24 protein-coding genes and 1 tRNA gene are annotated in these 20,337 nt (G+C 48.7%); 19 read left to right on the forward strand and 6 right to left on the reverse strand.

Translation table 11 applies throughout. From position 1 onward, the window contains the following. The first annotated feature begins 44 nt into the window (after window positions 1–44). The 6 genes from FGU46_RS00980 (at window position 45) to FGU46_RS01005 (ending at window position 3,420) form a co-directional block, all read left to right on the forward strand. On the forward strand, window positions 45–950 hold the full coding sequence (locus FGU46_RS00980; protein WP_286475618.1) for a DUF362 domain-containing protein: 906 nt from the start codon (window positions 45–47) through the stop codon (window positions 948–950). Between the two features lie 191 nt (window positions 951–1,141). Beyond that, window positions 1,142–2,065: an MJ0548 connectase family domain-containing protein gene (locus FGU46_RS00985; RefSeq protein WP_286475620.1), complete on the forward strand. Its 924-nt coding sequence runs from the start codon at window positions 1,142–1,144 to the stop codon at window positions 2,063–2,065. A gap of 86 nt (window positions 2,066–2,151) precedes the next feature. Beyond that, window positions 2,152–2,895 (forward strand): MBL fold metallo-hydrolase, encoded by a 744-nt coding sequence (locus FGU46_RS00990; protein WP_286475622.1) that lies wholly within the window; start codon window positions 2,152–2,154, stop codon window positions 2,893–2,895. A gap of 55 nt (window positions 2,896–2,950) precedes the next feature. Then, window positions 2,951–3,024 (forward strand) — tRNA-Thr (locus tag FGU46_RS00995). Between the two features lie 38 nt (window positions 3,025–3,062). Then, complete coding sequence (locus tag FGU46_RS01000; RefSeq protein ID WP_286475624.1) at window positions 3,063–3,251, forward strand: hypothetical protein; 189 nt, start codon at window positions 3,063–3,065, stop codon at window positions 3,249–3,251. Continuing rightward, window positions 3,244–3,420, forward strand: a complete 177-nt coding sequence (locus FGU46_RS01005) for a hypothetical protein (protein WP_286475626.1) — start codon at window positions 3,244–3,246, stop codon at window positions 3,418–3,420. Before FGU46_RS01000 ends, FGU46_RS01005 begins: the two co-directional genes overlap by 8 nt. A gap of 19 nt (window positions 3,421–3,439) precedes the next feature. On the opposite strand, the gene aroC is transcribed toward FGU46_RS01005, so the two are convergent. After that, entirely contained in the window at window positions 3,440–4,531 is a 1,092-nt protein-coding gene (gene aroC / locus FGU46_RS01010; RefSeq protein WP_286475628.1) for a chorismate synthase, read from the reverse strand. Window positions 4,532–4,610: 79 nt separating this feature from the next. Between aroC and FGU46_RS01015 the strand changes: the two genes are divergently transcribed. The 10 genes from FGU46_RS01015 to FGU46_RS01060 all read left to right on the forward strand — a co-directional run bounded on the left by FGU46_RS01015 (window position 4,611) and on the right by FGU46_RS01060 (window position 14,628). After that, window positions 4,611–5,306, forward strand: a complete 696-nt coding sequence (locus FGU46_RS01015; RefSeq protein WP_286475630.1) for an endonuclease III domain-containing protein — start codon at window positions 4,611–4,613, stop codon at window positions 5,304–5,306. 8 nt (window positions 5,307–5,314) lie between these two features. After that, on the forward strand, window positions 5,315–5,650 hold the full coding sequence (locus tag FGU46_RS01020) for a cupin domain-containing protein (protein WP_286475632.1): 336 nt from the start codon (window positions 5,315–5,317) through the stop codon (window positions 5,648–5,650). A gap of 26 nt (window positions 5,651–5,676) precedes the next feature. Further along, window positions 5,677–6,534, forward strand: coding sequence for a 4Fe-4S binding protein (locus FGU46_RS01025; protein WP_286475634.1), 858 nt, complete (start codon window positions 5,677–5,679; stop codon window positions 6,532–6,534). Window positions 6,535–6,667: 133 nt separating this feature from the next. Beyond that, on the forward strand, window positions 6,668–7,651 hold the full coding sequence (gene hemB / locus FGU46_RS01030) for a porphobilinogen synthase (RefSeq protein ID WP_286475636.1): 984 nt from the start codon (window positions 6,668–6,670) through the stop codon (window positions 7,649–7,651). A 9-nt stretch (window positions 7,652–7,660) separates the two neighbouring features. Further along, window positions 7,661–8,581 (forward strand): triphosphoribosyl-dephospho-CoA synthase, encoded by a 921-nt coding sequence (locus FGU46_RS01035; protein ID WP_286475638.1) that lies wholly within the window; start codon window positions 7,661–7,663, stop codon window positions 8,579–8,581. A 17-nt stretch (window positions 8,582–8,598) separates the two neighbouring features. Continuing rightward, complete coding sequence (gene pheS, locus FGU46_RS01040; RefSeq protein ID WP_286475640.1) at window positions 8,599–10,146, forward strand: phenylalanine--tRNA ligase subunit alpha; 1,548 nt, start codon at window positions 8,599–8,601, stop codon at window positions 10,144–10,146. Window positions 10,147–10,170: 24 nt separating this feature from the next. Continuing rightward, entirely contained in the window at window positions 10,171–10,830 is a 660-nt protein-coding gene (locus FGU46_RS01045; RefSeq protein WP_286475642.1) for a molybdopterin-dependent oxidoreductase, read from the forward strand. A gap of 24 nt (window positions 10,831–10,854) precedes the next feature. Further along, window positions 10,855–11,091 carry a hypothetical protein gene (locus tag FGU46_RS01050; RefSeq protein ID WP_286475644.1) on the forward strand — a complete coding sequence of 79 codons (237 nt, stop codon included), beginning with the start codon at window positions 10,855–10,857 and terminating at the stop codon, window positions 11,089–11,091. 151 nt (window positions 11,092–11,242) lie between these two features. Next, entirely contained in the window at window positions 11,243–11,986 is a 744-nt protein-coding gene (locus tag FGU46_RS01055; protein WP_286475646.1) for a metallophosphoesterase, read from the forward strand. 56 nt (window positions 11,987–12,042) lie between these two features. Further along, window positions 12,043–14,628, forward strand: a complete 2,586-nt coding sequence (locus FGU46_RS01060; protein WP_286475648.1) for an ATP-dependent helicase — start codon at window positions 12,043–12,045, stop codon at window positions 14,626–14,628. A gap of 40 nt (window positions 14,629–14,668) precedes the next feature. On the opposite strand, the gene FGU46_RS01065 is transcribed toward FGU46_RS01060, so the two are convergent. Then, window positions 14,669–14,881, reverse strand: a complete 213-nt coding sequence (locus tag FGU46_RS01065; RefSeq protein WP_286475650.1) for a hypothetical protein — start codon at window positions 14,879–14,881, stop codon at window positions 14,669–14,671. 81 nt (window positions 14,882–14,962) lie between these two features. Here FGU46_RS01065 and FGU46_RS01070 point away from each other — a divergent pair, with 81 nt between their 5' ends. Beyond that, on the forward strand, window positions 14,963–15,361 hold the full coding sequence (locus FGU46_RS01070; RefSeq protein WP_286475653.1) for a hypothetical protein: 399 nt from the start codon (window positions 14,963–14,965) through the stop codon (window positions 15,359–15,361). Between the two features lie 31 nt (window positions 15,362–15,392). Here the strand turns inward: FGU46_RS01070 and dacB are convergent, their stop codons facing one another. From dacB to FGU46_RS01085, 3 genes are all read right to left on the reverse strand, one after another. Continuing rightward, window positions 15,393–16,856 carry a D-alanyl-D-alanine carboxypeptidase/D-alanyl-D-alanine endopeptidase gene (dacB, locus tag FGU46_RS01075; protein ID WP_286478470.1) on the reverse strand — a complete coding sequence of 488 codons (1,464 nt, stop codon included), beginning with the start codon at window positions 16,854–16,856 and terminating at the stop codon, window positions 15,393–15,395. 188 nt (window positions 16,857–17,044) lie between these two features. Beyond that, a complete protein-coding gene (locus FGU46_RS01080) occupies window positions 17,045–17,821 on the reverse strand; it encodes an NAD(P)H-dependent oxidoreductase (protein WP_286475655.1) in 777 nt (258 codons plus the stop codon). Between the two features lie 86 nt (window positions 17,822–17,907). Next, window positions 17,908–18,372 carry a flavodoxin family protein gene (locus FGU46_RS01085; protein WP_286475657.1) on the reverse strand — a complete coding sequence of 155 codons (465 nt, stop codon included), beginning with the start codon at window positions 18,370–18,372 and terminating at the stop codon, window positions 17,908–17,910. Window positions 18,373–18,539: 167 nt separating this feature from the next. On the opposite strand from FGU46_RS01085, the gene FGU46_RS01090 reads away from it, so the two are divergent. Further along, window positions 18,540–18,668 (forward strand): hypothetical protein, encoded by a 129-nt coding sequence (locus FGU46_RS01090; RefSeq protein ID WP_286475659.1) that lies wholly within the window; start codon window positions 18,540–18,542, stop codon window positions 18,666–18,668. Continuing rightward, window positions 18,665–19,621, forward strand: coding sequence for a putative sulfate/molybdate transporter (locus FGU46_RS01095; RefSeq protein ID WP_286475661.1), 957 nt, complete (start codon window positions 18,665–18,667; stop codon window positions 19,619–19,621). Before FGU46_RS01090 ends, FGU46_RS01095 begins: the two co-directional genes overlap by 4 nt. Here FGU46_RS01095 and FGU46_RS01100 read toward each other — a convergent pair whose 3' ends face one another. Further along, the gene (locus FGU46_RS01100; protein ID WP_286475662.1) at window positions 19,622–20,329 is read right to left on the reverse strand and encodes a HEAT repeat domain-containing protein; all 708 of its coding nucleotides are present in this window, start codon (window positions 20,327–20,329) and stop codon (window positions 19,622–19,624) included. Window positions 20,330–20,337: the final 8 nt, after the last annotated feature.

Genomic DNA, 20,337 nt, shown 5'->3' on the forward strand with positions numbered 1-20,337 from the left:
TTCTTAAAAATTTAATCAGCATCCAACACAGGCTGGTTATCAAAATGGCTTATGCCAAAGTTTTTATAACAAAAACCTTTAACCGAGAGGAAGGTATAAGGGATATTCTGGATCAGTTTGACTTAAATTCTTTTTCAGGAACTAATGTTGCCTTAAAGGCCAATTATAACAGTCCAGACCCCTTTCCTGCCTCTACTCACCCGGAAACCCTTCGATATTTGGTTGGGATTTTAAAAGAAGTTGGAGTTTCCGGTATAACCCTAGCGGAACGAAGTGGAATGGGCCAAACCCGGCGGGTCCTGGAAATCCTGGGAATATGTAAACTGGCTGATGAGCTTGATTTCCAGGTGACGGTGCTGGATGAACTGAAAAAAGAGGGATGGTTCAAGGTTAATGGAAAGGGAACTCACTGGTTTCGTGGTTTCTATCTTCCTCGACTCTTCCGGGATGCTGATAGGGTAGTACAAACCTGCTGTCTGAAAACTCACCGCTTTGGCGGGCATTTCACTCTATCTTTAAAAAATTCCGTGGGACTGGTGGCTAAAAGACTTCCGGGAGGGATTTATGATTACATGGCTGAATTACACCTATCACCATCACAAAGACTCATGATCGCCGAGATAAACAGATATTACCCCACAGATCTGGTCTTGATGGATGCAACCAAGGCATTCCTTGATGGTGGTCCTGATAAAGGTATGCTGGCCAAACCTGGAGTATTCATGGCCAGTGAAGACCGAGTAGCCATCGATGCCGCAGGGGTGGCCCTTCTTCGTTATTTGAAAACCACTCCTGTAGTATCTAAGGGTAGAATATTCGATTTAGACCAGATACAGAGAGCGGCGGAGTTGAAGGTAGGAGTTAGCTCGGCAGATGAAGTTAAGATAATACCTGTAAATAGCGAGACCCAGGAGTTGTCATCAGCCATTGATGAAATCCTGAAAGAATAAGAGAACCTTTTTTTTAGGCTGAGGTTAAAATATTATCCCTGAGAAGTTTTTTAATAATTAATACCCACTCTAAATTAGGGGGGGATCCAAATGAAAAATTCAAATCAAAAATACTAATATATCCCATCCATAAACAAATTCTAAATCCTATCACTATATTTGGTGTTTAATAAAGGTTTTTTGGTGATGTTATGAGTCTTATTATTAGTTACATCAGCAGTAAAGGCTGTGTGATGATTGGTGACAAGCGGAGAATTGGCTTTCTCGGTGATGAGAAAAAGCGGGAAATCCTGGAAGAAAAGCTCTACTCCGGAAAGGTAAAAACCCAGAATGAGCTTTTAAAAGAAGCAGGTGCCTTGGGTATCTCTTTAAAAATTACAGATGATGCACAGAAGGTGCGTAAGATTGATGATGTTCTGGTGGGTGAGGTGAAATACAGGACTCCGGCTAAAACTATGCGTAAAAGGATTTACGGGACCAGCCATGCCTATAATCTGGTTAAACTCACTGGATCAAGTATTGACAGTGTGGAGCAAGGTGGGAGTTCCATTGTGGTTTTTGGGAACCAGATAACCAAAAAGCTGGCGAATGAGATCATCAGTGCCCAGTGGAAATCCAAGACCACCCTCCAAGAGGTGGGTGAACTATTCCAGAAGGTCATGGAAAAAGTGGCACAGACCACTCCTTCGGTTAGTGAAGAATATGACCTGTTATTGGTGCACCCGGCACTAGATCAGAAAGAATCCCTGGCCCTGCTGCGCAGCACCATCGTCCAGGATGTGAAGGAATTGGCCCAGTGGCGGGCTGAATTGAAGGATAAAATGGTCACTGCCGCCCGGGAGATGGAGATCACCTCTCGAATAATGACCGAGGGAGTGGTTGGAACTGTGACATGTATTGATAACCATGAACTGGAAGTTAAACTGGGCAAGGGAGTCCTAGCCCTGGATGCCAAATGGAATGTGCTGGCCCAGAAGGATGAAAAGGTCAAAATGATGGTAGAAGATCCATCCCAAGTCACACAGGGGGATTTAGTTGTCATTAGGGATGAAAACTTGTGTATAAGCCGTTCAGGCACTAATATTAGCTGCGACATCATACTGTGTAATGAATAAAGGCTTGATAATCAGGAGGTGATATTCTGAAGTTAACCTTTGTAGGAAGCGGTGGGGGGCGTTTCGCCACCATTACCCAACGCCGGATGACTGGTGGCGTCCGTGTAGACGGTATGGATGGTAAAAACCTGCACCTGGACCCTGGACCTGGAGCCCTGGTTCGCAGTTACCAGTTCGGATTGAACCCCCTGAAACTGGATGCCGTGCTGGTATCTCACTGCCACACCGACCACTACAACGATGCCGAGGTGCTCATCGAAGCCATGACCAGAGGCATGACCCGTAAGAAGGGCACAGTTATGGGTAGCCAGAGTGTCATAAATGGTTACCAACAGTGGGGGCCCTCCATTTCCAGTTACCATCTGGGCAAATCTGAGGTTAAGGCCCTGCTAGTCGGAGAAAAAACTAAACTGGGCAATATCACCATAACCGGAACCAGGACCCAACACGGAGATCCTATGACCATCGGTTTCAAGTTGGAATGGGATGGCTTCACCCTCTCTTATACCTCTGACACTGCCTACTTTCCGGAGCTTAAAAAAGAACATGAAGGTGCTGATGTGCTTATCAGTAGCGTTATCCGACCCGGCGGAGAAAAGATAAGGGGCCACATGTGCGCTGATGAATTTGAAAAACTGGTGGAGGAGGTATCTCCCCGCCTGGCAGTTATGACCCATCTGGGGATGAAGATGATCATGAACCATCCCGAGGAGGAAGCGGAAAGGATCACCACCCGCACTGGAGTTAAGACCCTGGCTGCCCGGGATGGGATGAAGCTGGAACTGGATAACTATCGAGCTAAGCAACATACCCTGGATGAGTTCCGGTGATTGTTCAGTGAGCCGTGAATATATTTAAATTTAAAAAAATCCTATACTATTTGTGGCCTCGGTGGCTCAGTCTGGTAGAGCGCGTGACTCGTAATCTCGTGGTCGGGGGTTCAAATCCCCCCCGGGGCTTTATTTTTTTGAAATACAATTAAAAACAGTGATATGTTATGGGTATAAGGCGTAATCAAGGACTTCTGATGTGTCAGGAGTATCAGCCAGGTGAATATGTTAAGTGCAGGCACTTTGACGGGTCCACCGGAAGTTCCTACCAGCACCTTAGGGGCCATAAAACAGGGTTAGACACATCATGTACCGCTGCGCCCCATGGGAATATAAAGGGGGCTATTTTTGGATAACCAAGATGAATCCTTAAGGATCTGCCTGGCCCAGTGTCACTGCCCCCATGACTGTTGTCGCCACTACCGCTGGCATCCTAAACTAGATTCCTGTGGCAGTAGGAAATGTAACATGCTGGGGATAATGGTGAAATGCAGCACCGACCCGGACAAACCTTTGATAGACTAGTTATAACTGGTTTTAAAGATTACAGGTGACATGGACTTATTAAACCTGTTCTTAAAAGATGATCAGCCAGAACCATGGCCACTGCTGATTCAGCAACGGCAGTGACCCGGGGACAGATACAGGGGTCATGGCGACCCTCTATTTTTATTTCTACTTCTTCCTTTTTTACCAGATCCACCGTCTTCTGGGGTAGACTGATGGATGGGGTGGGTTTAACCGCCATCCGGACCACGATGGGCATTCCATTGGATATTCCTCCCACAATACCTCCAGAGGTGTTGGTGGTAGTTTTGATCTGGTCATTCTCCAGGTAATATTCATCGTTAGTGGTACTGGCAGTGGACTGGGCCAGCTCAAAACCCAAGCCCACTTCCACGCCCTTAACTGATCCGATGCCCATGAGGGCCTGGGCCAGGTCGGCGTCCAGTTTGCTGAATACTGGTTCTCCCAGTCCCGGTGGAACCTGAAAAGCTAGAGTCTCCACAATACCTCCCAAGGAATCTCCCTTGGCCTTAGCTTCCAGTATGGCTTCTTCCATTTTAAGGGCTGCCTGCTGGTCAGCGCACCTAACTAGGTTTTTACCCGAATATTCCTCTATCCGGCTGTAAGCTACATGGTTAGCCTTGATTTCACCAATCTGAGTTACATGGGATATGACCTTAATATCCACTACTTTCAGAAGCTTTTTAGCCACAGCACCACCGATTACGTGGCCAATGGTTGCCCGGCCACTTCCCCGTCCACCCCCACGGTAGTCGTAGGTGCCATACTTGGCGGTCCAGGTGTAATCCCCGTGTCCAGGGCGGGGCTTGTTTTTAATGGCCTCGTAGGCTGATGGATCGGCATCTTTATTGTAAACCACCGCGGCAATGGGGGTGCCGTCGGTTTTTCCCTGAAATATTCCGGATAAGATTTCTACCTGGTCAGTTTCACCCCGGGAAGTGGTGATAGTGCTGGTCCCCGGCCTTCTCTGGTCCAGCTCCTTCTGGATATCCTCCCGGTTAAGTTCCAACCCTGCGGGGCAGCCGTCAATAATCGCTCCCAGGGCTTTACCATGGCTGGATCCAAAGGTGGTCACCCGGAACATGTTTCCTGTACTGTTTCCTGACATGTAAATCCTCAATTCTATTAGGCTAATAATCTCTTATATTATATGATGGGCCTTGCTATTAATTATATGAGGAAGCCCCATGCCAGATAAGGAAAGTTACCTAATCCAAGTGTACCATAAACTTTACCAACTTTACGGCCCCCAGGGCTGGTGGCCCCTGATGGACTTGGAAGGTGAAAATCCCACAAAAACTGGTTCTTTAAAGGGTTATCATCCCCTTAACTACAGTTTACCAGAAACTTCCCAGCAGAGATTTGAGGTTATCTTAGGAGCCATTCTGACCCAGAATACGGCCTGGACCTCTGTCGAGAAGGCTCTTTGGAATCTGAAAAGGATGGGAGTAGTGCATCCCCAGAATTTACTCGAACTTGAAACCGAAATCCTGAAGGAAGCCGTACGGCCGGCAGGATTCTTCAACCAGAAATCAGTGTATCTGCAGGAGATCAGCCGGTTTTTCTTAAAAATGGATGGTAAAGTACCAGCCCGCAAGGAAATCCTGGGGGTTAAGGGAGTGGGTAATGAGACTGCAGATTCTATACTCCTCTATGCTTACCATCAGCCCCAGTTCGTGGTGGACGCTTATACCAAAAGGATATTCGGCCATTTAGGTGTTATTAAAGAAAATTCAAGTTACATGGAGGTTAAGAATCTCTTTGAAGAATGTTTACCCCGAAATGTACCTCTCTATCAGGAATATCATGCCCTGATTGTGGAGCATGCCAAGAGATACTATCAAAAAAGGCCTTATAACGAGATTCATCTAAAAAGATACTGAGGTTTTTTATGGAACATCAAGTGGGAAAGGCCAGCCCAGAGGGTTACCTTATTGTGCTGGATGGAATTAAGAGGAAGACTCTGGTCTATGCTGAAGAAACATTATTAAGCGAATTCAGATTGTCAAAAGGCAGGATACTGCCCCAACATAAACACCCGGAGGAACAGACTGGTTATCTGGTGTCGGGACACCTGATCCTGGTCATTGATGGGGAACGTTACCATGTGTTACCGGGGGATAGCTGGGCCATTCCCGGTAATGTGGAACATGGAGCAGAAGTATTGGAAGATTCCTTGGCCCTGGAGGTATTCTCACCTCCCCGGGAGGAATATAAAAAGGATTAAAGATACTTAGTAAAGAGGATGTGGAAATGCCCTGGATAACCTTTTCTGACATCAGTGTAAGGGTCATTAAATCCACCTTCAAAACTCGCTTCACCCTGGCACGTGTATGCCAGAAAATCCCTCCCCTGGCCGTAGTTGTGGACAAACTGCTCTTCGAGGATGATGATATCTTAGTAATCCCCCGGGACGGTACAGTACAGTCCATAGTAGAGGAGGTTCAGGTAAATAGCAGTATAGAAGTACCAGAAGAAACATTACTGCCTAGCCAGGTCCTGAAAGACATGATAGGCAGATCGAAATATCATCTAATAATGAATCATTGTATCTGCCGGGTTTCCAACCACTGTGACGATTATCCTCAGGACCTGGGATGTTTATTCTTGGGTAAAGGGGTTAAGAAGATATCACCCAAACTGGGGAGGCTGGTTTCCAAAAAAGAGGCCCTAGAGCATGTCGATAAATGTCAAGAAGCGGGTTTGGTGCATATCATCGGCCGAAACAAAATCGACAGCATATGGCTGAACACTGGCCCCAAGGAAGAACTTTTAACCATCTGCCACTGCTGTCCCTGCTGCTGCCTGTGGAAGATGGCCTCGGATTTACCAGAAGATCTGGGTAAAAGCATCCGTCCTATGGAGGGCGTTGTTCTGGAATTCAAACCAGATCTATGTACTGGTTGTGGAAACTGCACCCAGGGATCCTGTTTTGTGAATGCCCTTACCATGGTAGATGGAAAATTGGAGATAGACAGAGAAAAATGCAGGGTCTGTGGTCGCTGCGCGGAAATTTGTTCTGCTGGAGCCATATCCATTAAAATGGGAGAAAATGCTATTCGCCGTTCGGTTGAAAGCGTAGAAACACTGGTGGATGTGGAGGAGGAATGAAAGGCATCTTCATTTAAAGAATAGATTTATATCCAAGCTCTTCTTTAAATTAGAAAATAAGGTTAATTATTAATCAATTTGTAGATTTATCATTTAATGTTGGATATATTGAATTAATTTGGGTGATTACAACATGATATTCCCCTTTCGTCGCATGCGCAGGTTAAGAAAAACTCCCCAGATCAGGAAAATCCTCCAAGAAACAACCTTAAATCCCGAAGACTTCATCTACCCCCTATTCATCAAGGAAGAACTGGAACCAGGCGATAAAGAACATATCGATACCATGCCTGGCCAGTACCGATACTCCCTGGAGGATGCCGTGGAGGAAGCCAGCCGACTGGAGGGACTGGGGCTTCATTCTGTAATACTGTTCGGTATGCCCCGGGAGAAGGATGAAGTGGGCTCCATGGCCTTCCACCCCGAAGGTGTTGTCCAGCAAACAGTGCGCCGGTTGAAGGAAGAAACGGATCTGGTGGTAATCACCGATGTGTGTCTGTGCCAGTACACCAGCCACGGCCACTGTGGAGTGGTGGAGGGAGGTCAAATATTAAACGATGAGACCCTGCACTACTTATCCGAAACAGCTCTGTCCCATGCCCGTGCCGGGGCGGATATGGTAGCGCCTTCAGATATGATGGATGGTAGAGTGGCTGCCATCCGGGAGAATCTGGATAACAGTGGATTTGAGGATACACTCATCATGTCCTACGCTGCCAAATACGCATCCAGTTTCTACGCACCCTTCCGGGATGCGGTGTGTTCAGCACCTTCCTTCGGTGACCGCAGGACCTATCAGATGAGTCCCCACACCCCCAGTGAAGCTTTAAGGGAGGTGGAACTGGACATCGAGGAGGGTGCGGATATTGTGATGGTTAAACCTGCCCTGGCCTACCTGGACATCATAAAGATGGTTAAGGAAGAGTATCGAATGCCCACCGCGGCTTATCAGGTTAGTGGCGAGTATTCTATGTTAATAGCCGGTATCGAAGCCGGTTACCTCACTATGGACTCCATCTATGAGTCTCTTTTATCCATTAAAAGAGCTGGGGCCGATCTAATAATCAGCCACTTCACTCCCATGTTCCTGGAAGGTCAGCTGGATAACTGTTTTTGAGGGATAGTTGTGGATGCCGATTATATCGCTAAATGTGCTCAGATAGCCTCGGTGTTGGAGGTGAGTGGTCATCCCAAGCCGGGTAACGTGCACCGGACCCAGGACTTTCCGGATATGGTCTTTGAGGATTTCCTTATAAGTGGAGTGGTAGTTGGGGATAACATGCGTCGGGCTGCCCGTCGTGGCTCCCGTTACTGTGACCAGGATTCCTGGCATAAAATCGGATTAGGAGAACTAATCAAAGACTCCGTGGTGGAAACGGACCGTTGGGTGGAGAACAACACCAACTTAGGGATAGTGATGCTCTTAACTCCATTATCCGCCGCGGCGGGTATGAGTAATGATCTGGATTCGGTTAGAGATAACTTAAACCAGATTATGAAAGCCACCACCCCCCAGGATGCAGTTAACCTTTACCAGGCCATCAACATCGCCGATGCCGGGGGTATGGGGGAACAGAGTGAACTGGACGTGGCCAGTGAGGACTCGGTGCAGGAACTCCTGGAAAATGAGGTAAACATGTACCAGGTGCTGGAGATGTCTGCTGGTTGGGACCAGCTCTCCTACGAGCTCACCCATGGTATGCCAGTTACCTTTGAGACTGGCCTTCCAGTTTTCAGGGAGCTTAAAGCCACTGAAAGTATTAATCAAGCCACGGTACAGACTTTCCTGACCATACTCTCCCGGATTCCGGATACCCTCATTGAAAGAAAGTATGGGGAGGCCAAAGCCCAGGAAGTTTCCCGGAGTGCAAAGGGTATATTGGATGAGGGAGGAATATTAACCCATGAAGGCCGGGACAAACTAGACCAATTCGATGAAGAATTGGTTGAAAAAGGTTTGAATCCTGGTACCACAGCCGATCTGACTGCTTCTTCCATAATGGCATCATATCTGGCTGATTATAAGGATATTTACAAAGATGATTGAATTACGAGGTATTTTTCATGCTGGATAGAATTAAAGAGGAGATGCACCTTTACGAGAAGAAGGTCCTGAAGGCCCTGGAGTCAGAAGGGGGAGAGAGCACTCCGGAAAAGGTACTGAAACTTCAACTCCTGCCCATCAAATCCGTGATGAGTGCCGCCGGTATCCTGGCCTCTAAGGATATTATTAAGGTAAATAAAGACGTGGATGAACTCTTGAGCCTGTCTGAGGATGGTGCTTCCTATGCCCAGGATGGATTGCCTGAGCGGAGGATACTGAGCGCCCTGCAGGAGGAAGAAACCATCCATATGAAGGATTTATCCCAGAAGTCCGGTATTGAACCATCCGAAGTTAAAATCGCCATTGGCTGGCTACTCCGGAAGGGTTGGGCCACCCTGGATAAGGGCCAGGTAACCATCAGCAGTCAGGGAATGGCCGCGCGGAATGAGGCTGGCCCCGATGAAAGTTTGCTAAAAGAACTGGGAGAAAGTGGCGAATTATCCTTACAGGAACTTTCCCCTCGACTTCAGGAAGGTTTCAATCTTTTAAAACAAAGAAAAGGACTCCTAAAGGTCCATAAAAAGCCCAGCTACACCCTGGAGGTCACTCCCCTGGGTAAGGAGATCCTGGAAGACGGGGTTGAAATCAGGGAGGAAGCCACCCAGATCACCCATGAACAGCTTAAAAGTGGTAGCTGGAGGAATCTGCACTACCGGGCCTATGACATTAAGGCAGAGCACCCGGATAGCTTCGCTGGTAAGCTCCACCCCCTGCAGAGGACCATCGAGGAGATAAGACGTATCTTCCTTAATCTGGGCTTCACCGAGTCCCGGGGGACCATCCTGGAATCTGCATTCTGGAACTTCGACTGCCTGTTCCAGCCCCAGGACCATGCCGCCCGGGAGATGCAGGACACCTTCTACATAAAAACGCCCCGGGAGACCCTGTTACCAGAGGATGAACTGGTGGAGAAGGTTAAAAGGGCCCATGAACATGGGGGAAAGACGGGCTCCAAGGGATGGAAGTACCAGTGGGACCGGGAAGTGGCCCGGCAGTCGGTGCTGCGGACCCACACCACCTGTGTCTCGGCCCGGTTTTTAAAGGACAATCAGCCACCCCTGAAGATGTTCTCGGTGGGCCGGGTCTTCCGCCGGGAGACCATCACCTACAAGCACTTGCCGGAGTTCCATCAGGTGGAGGGTATCGTGGCCGATGAGAGCATCACCTTCCGGAACCTCCTTGGGATTTTAAAGGAATTTTATCATCAACTGGGCTTCCAGGTTCGCTTCCGACCGGCCTACTTCCCCTACACCTATCTGTCCACCGAATGTGAGATCTACCTTCCGGAGAAGGAGAGCTGGATCGAACTGGGTGGGGCGGGCATGTTCCGTCCCGAGGTCCTGGAACCCCTGGGTGTGGAAACCCCGGTAGCCGCCTTTGGTCTGGGTATCGAGAGACTGGCCATGATCCGACTGGGAATACAGGATATTCGTATGCTCTATCAGAGCGATATTGGCTGGCTCCGGGAGTTGCCCGTCACCCACAGTGTGGACTGGAACGAAATATAGTAGAAAAATTTGCGAGTTGATCTCTTGAAAAAGATCTATCTAATAGTTTTGCTTTCTGTGGTTGTTCTGGGAGTGTTCCTGGCACTGGAGAACCTCCAGAACCGGACGGTGAGTCTGGACTCGGCGGAAGTACGGGAGTATCAGGGAGAAGATCTATCCTCAGTAAATGATTTCCGGGAGAACTCCATCAAAGGTCCCCAGTACGTGGATATCAACAGTTACCAGTTACAGATCACCGGATTAGTGCAAAACCCAGTTAATTACACTTACGCTGAGGCTAAGAATTTCACCACCTACCGGAAGGTGGTGAAGCTGGACTGTGTGGAGGGCTGGAGCGTGAACATCCTCTGGGAGGGTGTGCTGGTCTCAGAACTTATAAATAAGGCCGGGCCACTGCCCCAGACCAACACCATCATATTCCACGCCGTGGATGGTTACACCACCTCCTTCCCCCTGGATTATGTGAAGAACAACCAGATAATCCTGGCCTATAAAATGAACAACGCCACCATCCCCCCGGAGAGGGGTTACCCCTTCCAGCTGGTGGCAGAGAGTAAGTGGGGTTACAAGTGGATCAAATGGGTGGATGAAATTGAATTATCGGATGATCCCAACTACAAGGGCTACTGGGAGAGCCGGGGCTACTCCAACAGTGGAAACCTGTCCGAATACTTCTTAGGGTAAGATAAATGAGTATGGTACGGTAAAATGACCAACAACGCCACCTTTCGCCGCAGTGTTCACATTGCGCTCATCATTCTGACCGTTCTGGTTCTGGTAAGCGGCCTGGGCATCGCCTACTACCGACCCATAGAGGCCCTGACCCTGGGCCTCCTGGATAAGACTTTATCATTTCAAATCCACACCTACCTTTTCGTGCCCTTCGTGGTGGTGCTGATACTCCATTCTGCCATGTCCTGGATTTTAAGAAATTTCCGGGACTAGGGGACTTTCCTATCTTTTTTCATAATTCAATAAGAAGCTTTAATATCCAACTATGCCCCTAATATTGAGGTAAGGTTGAAGGTTTAGTATTAAGGATGAATGTAAATTTTCTAGTGTAAATTTTATATTTTAAGATTTTTAGGTTAAAATTATGGCTAATATCAGTCTTTACGGTGCCCGGATAGTGGATTTGGCCCTCCTGGCAAATGATTATCTGGTTATCTCGGATCTGCACCTGGGATATGAGGAGGCCCTTAACTATCAGGGGGTGATGGTTCCCAAATTCCAGTACCCCCTTCTGACTAACCGTCTGGAGGAGGTTCTCTTCTGGCAAAAAGCAGAGGGCATCATTATTAACGGGGACTTTAAACATGAATTCGGGAAGATCAGCCGCCAGGAGTGGAGTGAAACCTTAAACTTCGTAGATTTTTTAAGGGACCACTTTCAGGAGATCATCCTGATCCAGGGTAACCACGACCCCCTGACACCTATCATCGCCCGGAAAACGGGTCTAGAGATGCATAAAGACTTCTCCACCGGGGACTTCCTGGTGATGCACGGGGACCAGGTACCCCAAAAGTGGGACCAAATCCCAGAGGAGACTATTATAATCGGCCATGAACACCCCACTGTAGGTCTCCGGAGTGGGGAGCGGGTGGAGAAGATAAAATGTTACCTTAAAGGCAGGTTCCAGGGGAAGAACCTGGTGGTGATGCCCTCCTTTAACTTCGTCAGTGAGGGTTCAGACATCCTCCACGAGAAGCCCCTCTCCCCCTTCCTCAAGGAAGATATTAATGACTGGGAAGTTTATGGGGTGGAAGACTTTGAAACCCTCTACTTTGGCCGGGTGGAAGATTTAATGGAGTTTCAAAAGCGTTACAACCTGATTCAATAAGTATTTTTTAAATTTGATTTTTAATAAAATTCTGGAGACACAAAAAAAAAGAGATCATGATCACTAAACAGGAAAAACAATACTCTGATGAAGAGATTTACAAGATACTGCACCCTTGGGTACGGGAATGGTTCCAGGGAAACTTCAAGACCTTCTCCCAGGCCCAGCGCCAGGCCATAGTGGACATTCACCAGGGCCAGAATGTGCTAGTCTCCTCCCCCACTGGTTCCGGTAAAACCCTGACCGCATTCCTATCAGTCCTCAGTGAGCTGACCACCCTGGCCGAGGAGGAGAAACTGGAAGATGAGGTGTACTGTATCTACATCTCCCCCTTAAAGGCCCTGGATAACGATATCGAGAAGAACCTGGAGGACCCTCTGCAGGGGATAGAGGAGATAGCCGGGAAGAAGCTGGGCATCCGGAAGATGGTGCGCACCGGGGACACCAGCCAGTACCAGCGGTCCAAGATGCTCAAAATTCCCCCACATATCCTGATCACCACCCCGGAGACTCTTTCCATACTCCTGGTCGCTCCCAAGTTCCGGGAGAAGCTTAAAAGTGTGAAGTACGTCATCGTGGATGAGATCCACAGCCTAGCGGATAACAAGCGGGGCACCCATCTCTCTTTGAGCCTGGAGCGTCTGGCCCGGATGGTGGGGGACTTCACCCGTATCGGTCTTTCCGCCACGGTACACCCCCTGGAGAGGGTGGCCGAGTTCCTGGTGGGCCTGCACTATGGCCAGCCCCGTAACTGCCTCATCGTAGAGGTCAACTACCTTAAACAGCTGGATATGGAGCTGATATGTCCAGTGGAGGATATCATCACCACCGAGACCGATGAAGTTAACCGGGCCATGTACAAGTCCCTGCATGAGCTCATCCAGGACCACCAGACCACCCTCATCTTCACCAACACCCGCAGCGGAACCGAGAGTGTGGTGTTCAACCTCAAAAAACGCTACCCGGACTTTTATAATCACGATAACATCATGGCCCACCATTCCTCCCTGAGCCGGGAGCTGCGCCTGGAGGCCGAGAACCAGCTCAAGGAGGGTAAATTGAAGGTGGTGGTTTCCTCCACCAGCCTGGAGCTGGGTATTGACATTGGTTACATCGACCTGGTGGTGCTGGTGAGCTCTCCCAAGTCGGTGAGCCGGGCCCTGCAGCGGATAGGTCGCAGCGGCCACCAGCTCCATGAGAAATCCAAGGGCCGGATGATGGTGGTGGACCGGGATGACCTGGTGGAGTGCGCCCTCATCCTTAAAAACGCTCTTAACGGCCGTATTGATGAGATACACATCCCAGGGAACTGTCTGGATGTACTGTCTCAGCATATCTACGGTATGGCCATTGAGAGCCGCTGGGATATTGATGATGCCCTGGCCGTGATCCGGGGCAGCTACCCCTACCGGAACCTGTCCCGGGAGGATTTTGACAGTGTATTAAGCTACCTGGCCGGGGAGTACACCCGCCTGGAGGAACGTTACGTCTACGCCAAGATCTGGGTGGACTGGGAGAAGAATGAACTGGGACGGCGGGGTAAGCTGGCCCGGATGCTGTACTCCACCAACATCGGCACCATCCCCGACCGCTCCGCAGCGGTGGTGAAGTGTAACGGTCAGGTGGTGGGCCGGGTGGAAGAGGACTTCATGGAAAAATTGCGTAAAGGTGATAGCTTCGTCTTAGGCGGCCGGATCTACCGTTTTAACTACGCCCGGGGTATGAGTGTCAACGTCAGCCCCGCCTCCGGACCCCCCACCATTCCCTCCTGGTTCTCGGAGCAGCTGCCCCTGTCCTTTGATCTGGCCCTGGAGATCCAGAAGTTCCGGGGGATCCTGGAGTGGGAGTTTAAAAAGGGGCGCGGCCAGGAGGAAATCCTGCAGTTCATACAGGACTATCTGTACCTGGATTACAACGCCGCCCACTCCATCTACCAGTACTTCCAGGAGCAGTACCTTTACGCCGAGATCCCCAGCCTCAAGAAGTTGCTGGTGGAGTTCTACACCGGCTTCGGGGGTCGTAAATTCGTGGTGTTCCACAGCCTCTTCGGCCGGCGGGTTAACGATGCCCTGTCCCGGGCTCTGGCCTACGTCATCGCCCGCAAGTTCCGGCGGGATGTGATGATCTCTGTCTCGGATAATGGTTTCTATCTCAGCTCCGAAGGAAAAATAGGTGGACTGGAAGCTTTCCAGGAGCTCACCGCCAGTAACCTGGAGGATATCCTGGTGGAGGCCATTGACAAGACCGAGACCCTGGCCGGACGCTTCCGGCACTGTGCCGGGCGTTCCCTCATGATCCTGCGCCGCTATAAGGGTCAGGAGAAGTCAGTGGGGCGGCAGCAGGTTAAGGGCAAGATCCTCCTGAAGTTCGTCAAGGACCTGGATCCTAACTTCTCCATCCTCAAGGAAGCCCGTCGGGAGGTTATGGAAGACTACATGGATGTTAAGAACGCTGAGAAGGTCCTGAAACTCTTAGAAGAAGAAAAAATGGATATCAAACAGATCAGCACCCGGATCCCCTCACCTTTTGCCTTCAACCTGGTGGCACAGGGTTACCTGGACGTTTTAAAGTACGAAGAACGGATGGAATTCATAAGGAGGATGCACCAAGCCATACTAAAAGAGATTGGGAGTTCTTCTTAAAAATAATTGAAAAAATTTATTCTAAGTCCCATCTATTGGGCTATTTTTGCATGACATGGGGACTGTAAACCACTCCACCTGTGCTTTGCGAGGTGTTCTCTTCAGAATCCTGCGGGTAGGGCATGTTCTGTGGGTTTTGCCCCTCTGGAGTGGTGTTATTATCCCCGGTTTCATCTGATTTGTTAATGGCCATTACCAGGAGAACACCCGCCACCACTACCAATACCACCAGGGCCACCGTCACCACTTTCATAACAAAAACACCTAATACCATTATTAGCTGGAGGGAATAAAATAATTTACCTAAAAAAAAGTATTAATTACATCTTCAACCATGATGGAAGTTGCAACTATGAGCCAAACCCACACCGACAAGTACGATGAAAGAATAAAAATGCTGGAAGCTGAACTTTCAAAAAGGGAGAAGGAATTGGAATCCTTCAAAGAGATCCTTTCCACTTCCCAGGAAATCCTCCGGGACGCCATGGATGATAAGAAGACTATTCAGAAGCGTTTAGATGAACTGGAGCATATGAAGGTGGAGTTCAACGTGCGAAGACATCAGAAACTCCAGAATGACCATAATAAACTGCAACACCGCTACCAGATCACCAAAGAATTACTGGAAGAGGCTAGAGTGGTGATTAAAGACTTGGAAAATTGGGGATTGATGGATCATCTTCGGGGAATTTATCCCGAGAGTTTCCTAGAGTTCCAGAAGAATAAAAAATGATCAGTTTTTTTAATAAAAAATTTACCAACCTTCATAGATTGTAATAAACTGACTCTAATATTTTAGTTATATCCTGATGGGCCAGGGCCACATCTTCCGTACTATTCAGGGGCACATTATTCACATAAATGGAGAATATGAGTTTTCTCCCACTTCGGGCGACCAGGTAGCCATCCAGGGATTTGCTTAAAAGGATGCCCCGACCATTCAGTTTATCCTCGGCAATGGCGGTACCAGTTTTGGCATTCACCTTACCGTAGATGGGGCTGGTGTTAGTAACTATCCCCACCAGGGAGCCGTCGTATCCTAAAACCGGCAGGGCATCGAAGAAGCTCTGGTAGTAGCTCTGCCGGGTCATGTAACTTAAAAGCTGGTTACTGGCCTCGGGACTTATCCGATCTGAGGAGGTACCACCCCTACCATCAGATAAGGCTAGCATGTCGCTATCCACCCCGGCACTCAACAGGAAGTCACCCACCAGTTGCATACCCTCATCGAAGGTTTTCTTACCATTTTTAGCTGCCAAAAGGGCTACCAGGGTGTCGGCCTGCATGTTCTGGCTGACCTTCAACACCACCTTGATGTTCTCCGAGAAGGGTAAAGAGGTGAGTAAAGCCACCCGTTCATCATCGTTGTAGGCAGTGGTGTTGTTGGAGAGCAACTGCTGATTCTGGTTGGATACCGGGCTGGTAACTTCCACTCCCTCCCTTTTAAGGGCCTCGATGAATAGTGCCCGGGCAAAAGAGGAGGGATCCTCCACCGTGACGGTTCGCACTAGGGGGGTGGAGTTTTCCAGGATCTGACCTTCCACCACTAGGTTGCTTTTATCATCATCATCGACGGTTATTTCTGTTTCACCCGCTGAAACGGTTTTTACCTGGGAAGTTACGGTGTAGATGCTGCTCTGCGGCCTCCAGTTAATGGTGGCATTTTCTCCAGCCTTTCCAGGTATTATTTCCAGGTCGATGAGGTTATCGTTGATCATGATGGGAGTGATTAAGTATTCACCGGTTGGGGCCAGGATTTTCTCAAAAAGCCGGTCATCGATAATGACATCACCTTCCACCTTATTGATTCCGGAGGCTTTAACCTGGCGGGCCAGCTCATTCAGGCCAGAGAGCGGGTCAGTGGAGGTTAGGTTAGCCCCCTCCAGGTAGTTGGCGTCACAATGATCCAGGTTGGTGTAGGCCATCCTACCGTCGGGGGTGTTGCGGCCTCCCATGGTCAGGTCTCCACTGGCCACCAGCACCAGATTACCCCGGAGGGTTCCGGATTCCAGATCTCCATCATAGAAAACAGGTGTTTGGAAGGTATAATCCGGGCCATAAGCGGCCAGGGCAGCGGCAGCAACAAAAATCTTGGTGGTGGATCCGGGTACGAAGAGTTCCTGGGAGTTCTCACTAAAGAGGACTTCGCTGGTATTCTGATCCTGTATCAGAATGCCCCAGGTGGACTGTTTATAGGTGGAAGAGTTAATGGTGCTGTTAATTCCCACGGTCAAGTTGGTAATATTACCAGGAGTGGTATTATTAACTTCCTGGGAGGCTATGAAACTTTCAGAAGCAGATAAGATCAGTATAACAGAAATTAAGAGTGTTAAAAAGACTTTGTATATTAGCGATATACGAGACTCCCCCTGGGCATTAGTAGTAATATTTGTGCAACTAATATTTCAAATATTCTCTAGTAGCCCTGGAAAGTCCTCCGCATGAACATCCGCACCAGTGGTTCTAAGAGTCTGGCAATTACCTTCTTTAGGGGGTTGATGGGTGCGTCGTAGTAATAATCCTTATCAAAGAGTTTGTGTTCCTTCCAGTACTGGTAATCGGCGGGGAAGTCCTTCTTCAGGGCCAGGGCATTGATCTTCCACACCCGGAACCCTAAAAGGTCGTATAGACTGGGTGCAGGTAGCTTCCCACTTTCCAGGGCCCTGAAAAATTTATCAGTCTCCTTTTCCAGTTTCCTTATAGACTTTTCCCGGGATTGGGGTGTCATATCATCCGGGTCGGGGATGCCCAGCCGGGCCACCACCGAAAATCCCCAGCTGCGGGCTACCCTTGCCATGTATTTAATGGATTCCTGGAACATATCCCCCCGGTGGATGAAGATCATGGCCGGTTTTTGGAAAAAAATGGGGCGGTGTACCAGAAAGGCCAGATGGTCTACGAAGTTCTTCATCAGAGCGGTTATGGTGAACATGTAAACCGGGGAGACGAAGATCACCCCGTCAGCCTCTTCCATTCGCTTGAGAATATGATCCCGGTCATCGTGTAGAGGACAGAACTCCTCCCCCCTTTGTACACAGAGGTGGCAGCCGATACAGTTAGCCAATTCTGTGTCCTTGAGGAAGAGGTACTCAAAATCAATTTCACCCTTAGTTTTTAGTCGATCTTCGATTAGGCGGGTTAACTTGTAACTGTTCCCCTTGCGGGGGCTTCCCATGATGGCTAAAATTTTCATAGAACTATTTGGGGTTTAAAGTATCATAATGGCGTGAATTTAACCAGGAATTGATTTTACTTAACAATCCACTCTAATGTTTATACCTAGAACAAAGCCCCGAATCGTGCCAACAGGTTGTTTATCTTCTTTTTCCGACTCATACTCCAGGTCACAATGGCAGTCCCAATCACTGTCCCACCCCGGGATCGGCAGACGTTTTTCATCTGTTTAATGGCCTGGTTCCCACCGGTACTGTCAAATGGCAGGCCCTTGGTGACAAAACAGGCTATCTTCTTATCCTGCAGAGACGGGATCTGGTTCAGGTAGGCATTCATGGCCGGGGCCAGGCTGAAGCCGTGGACCGGTGATCCGAAGATCAAAGCATCATAAGAATCAGTATCGGGCTGGTTCTGGAAGTTTACATTAATTTCTCCGGGATTAACTTTACCGGTAGGAATCACACGTTCTATATTCACTTCATGTCCCTCTGCAGCGAGCCTATCCTGCAACTTCTGGGCCACAGAATAGGTGTGATTGGTCTGGGAATATATTATTATTCCAATATTCATAGCCAAAATCCTCCTTCTATCAAATCCTTAGCTTATATAACTACTTTTTATTATGTTTTTTCCACTATATCACTTGCTCTAGGATGGTAAAAAATAACTATCACAATCAATCGATAAGTAATATTAAGCACATCCATACTGGAGGGAGTCACCAATAGTAAAAGAAAATGAAACCTCGGACCGACCCCCCCTTAAGATTCAACCTGGAAGAGTTCTCAGGGGCAGTGGGAGACTATGTAACCTTCCTCCCCATAGCCCTGGCAGTTAGTTACTCTTCTACTGTATCTGGTCAGTGATAACCGGATTCTATTACCGAATACCAATCCCCATTGAGCCTATGAAGGCCATAGGGACCCTGGTTATTGTGGGAGGGATTAGTAAAGGGGAAGTGGTGGCCTCTGGTTTAATTCTGGGAATTATTTTCATATTTACTGGACTAGGCCATGGGATGAAATTTATCCAGGAAAAAGTCCCTAACAGTGTAGTCAGGGGCATACAACTTGGCTTAGCTTTACTTTTGTTAAAAACATCACTGGAGTTCGTATCTACCGATATTATATTGTCGGTGGTGTGTGTGGTCCTCATTCTTCTGTTCTTCCTGGCCAACCGGTGGTGGAATGTGCCCAACGTGTCAGCCATCCTGGTGTTGATTTTAGGAGTAGGTATAGGGTTATTGGTGAGTGGAATACCACCAGTTAGCCTTTTACCCCTCCCTTCTATAACTTTACCCTCATTCCAGAATGTTGTATCCGGTACTTGGACCCTGGTTTTACCCCAGATACCATTAACCATAACCAACGCCATTCTGGCCACTTCTCTCTTACTTAAGGATTTATATAAGGTAGATGTCAAGCCGGACAGTCTGTCCAAGACCATTGGGCTTATGAACCTCACCTCGGTACCATTGGGAGGATTGCCCATGTGTCATGGAGCAGGTAGCCTGGCGGCTGATTATCGTTTCGGAGCCCGTACAGGCGGCGCCAACATAATCAGTGGACTGATGCTCTTACCAGTGGCCCTCTTCTTCGCCGGCCCCCAGTTCGTGCTGATCATCCCCGTGGGGATTTTCGGAGCATTACTCATATTTATTGCCTTGGAACTGGGCAAAAACAGTATGAAAACCGATTCCTACCTGGTAACCATATTAATTGCGGTTCTATCCCTGGTGGTGAACATCACCCTGGGTTTTGTGGTGGGACTGGTGATGGCGTACCTCCTGGAATGGAGAAAGAAAAAATCAGAAGCTTAACTATTGACGTGCGCTGATCCGGGCCATAGCATCTCTTATGGCCCGTTCGAATTCCTGGGATTCTCCCTGAGATTTAGCAAGAGCCTCCTGTAGGTGGGGAAGTGCACTTTCATCTCCCATGGTTCCCAGGGCATGGGCGGCGTTAACCCTTACCAGATAGCTCTCGTCCTCTAAGGAATTTAAAAGAGACCGCACTGCCAGATTATCACCGATTTTGCCCAGGGAAGTAACGGTGCAGGCCCGCAGGATATAATCCTCTTCCTCCAATATTTCCATTAAAGGTTTTGATGCTCGCCGGTCACCTAAAGCTCCCAGGGCATCCACCACTTCACATTTGACATTTAAGGAACCGTCTTTTAAGGCCTCGATTATGGGTTCCACCGCCCTTTTATCTCCCAGGGCCCCCAGTGCCAGGGCCGCCGTCTCCCTTACATGCCAGTAATCATCCTTTAAAACTGCGATTAAGGGCTCCACAGCCTGTTTATCACCTAAGGCCCCTAAAGACAAGGCAGCGGCCTTGCGGATAGGCCAGTAATCATCCTTCAGAATCAAGATAAGGGGTTCGACCGCTTCTTTTACCTTAAGATCTCCCAGGATATAGGCCGCCTGTTCCCGGATATGCTTGTCCTCTTTAGGATCCAGGGCTTTTATTATGCCCTCGATATCCTTTTCTACCCTCATCTTTTCCAAATCGGAGCTGGAAACCATGACTCTTC

The organism is Methanobacterium sp. CWC-01 (genome assembly GCF_030323845.1).
In the GTDB taxonomy this organism is placed as follows: Archaea; Methanobacteriota; Methanobacteria; order Methanobacteriales; family Methanobacteriaceae; genus Methanobacterium; species Methanobacterium aridiramus.